This window comes from Pedobacter nototheniae (genome assembly GCF_004335085.1).
GTDB lineage: Bacteria > Bacteroidota > Bacteroidia > Sphingobacteriales > Sphingobacteriaceae > Pedobacter > Pedobacter nototheniae.
On sequence record NZ_RQRS01000058.1, the window covers coordinates 1 to 1,151 of the forward strand.

Below are 1,151 nucleotides of genomic sequence, written 5' to 3' on the forward strand. Positions count from 1 at the left end.
TAATCATCAATAAAGCGTTTAAGCTTATTGTATTCATCTTCGGTAATGCCATACTCTACAAGCTCGGGCTGGAATTTCAAAATAGCATCGGCTATTGTTTCTAAAGCAGCGGCAAGCTGTTGATTGGGCAAACTACGCAATAAACTTTCAGATAATTGCATCTTGTTCGCCAATGCAAGATCGTTATGGCTTATAGCATAAACCTGTGTTAAACGACTCAATTTTAAAGTTTGGCTAATGGCCAGCTCAGCGGCCTGTTCTTTACTACTACTTGCGCCCTTTGAACCTTCAATAACGCCTTTTAAAGCTTCGTTAATGCTATTGATATCTTCATTAATACTCGTTACAATTGGGTTGGCAACTACATTGTTACTCCATACATTTTGATTGTTTGTTAAAATTTTAAAGGTGGCGGCTGCCATTCTTAAAAAATCTTCATCTCTTTTTCTCATTTTTAATTTTTGTTTAAGGTTGATAAAATTTAAAACGGGATGTTGCCAATATTTACTTTTTCTAATGGTTTACCAAATCGTTCCAGACTGTTACCAAGCCATTCCAGACCGTTACCAAGTCATTCCAGACTGTTACCAAGTCGTTCCAGACTGTTACCAAGTCGTTCCAGACCATTACCAAGTCATTCCAGACCATTACCAAGTCATTCCAGACTGTTACCAAGTCATTCAAGACCGTTACCAAGTCATTCCAGACTGTTACCAAGTCATTCCAGACCGTTACCAAGTCGTTCCAGACTGTTACCAAGTCGTTCCAGACCGTTACCAAGTCGTTCCAGACCGTTACCAAGTCAATCCAGACCGTTACCAAGTCAATCAAGACCGTTACCAAGTCATTTCAGACTGTTACCAAGCCTTTATGCAGAAATGATGAACTAAAAAATCAGTAAAGCCAAACAAAATAAGTTACAGCATTAAGGGATAATTAATTGTAATATGCCTTAGGCGATTATTAAATATTAAATCGTAGTAAAACAATTGAAGTTAGGACTTCAGAATAGGGGTTTTGGTGATAAGATTAAACACCAAAAAGTGGGAAATACCAAGGTCAATTATAACTATTTAATTCTGTAATAACACACAAAACCAATAATTATATTGCGCAGCCAGTATTTAAAAAACTACATCTTTCATTTTCAA

At 36.7% G+C, this 1,151-nt stretch carries 2 protein-coding genes; both read right to left on the bottom strand.

The window, feature by feature from the left end:
* A partial coding sequence (locus tag EHC72_RS22465; protein ID WP_131539959.1) for a hypothetical protein occupies positions 1-452 on the bottom strand: 452 nt, incomplete at its 3' end.
* 61 nt (positions 453-513) lie between these two features.
* Positions 514-843: a hypothetical protein gene (locus EHC72_RS22470; RefSeq protein ID WP_131539960.1), complete on the bottom strand. Its 330-nt coding sequence runs from the start codon at positions 841-843 to the stop codon at positions 514-516.
* Between the last annotated feature and the right edge of the window lie 308 nt (positions 844-1,151).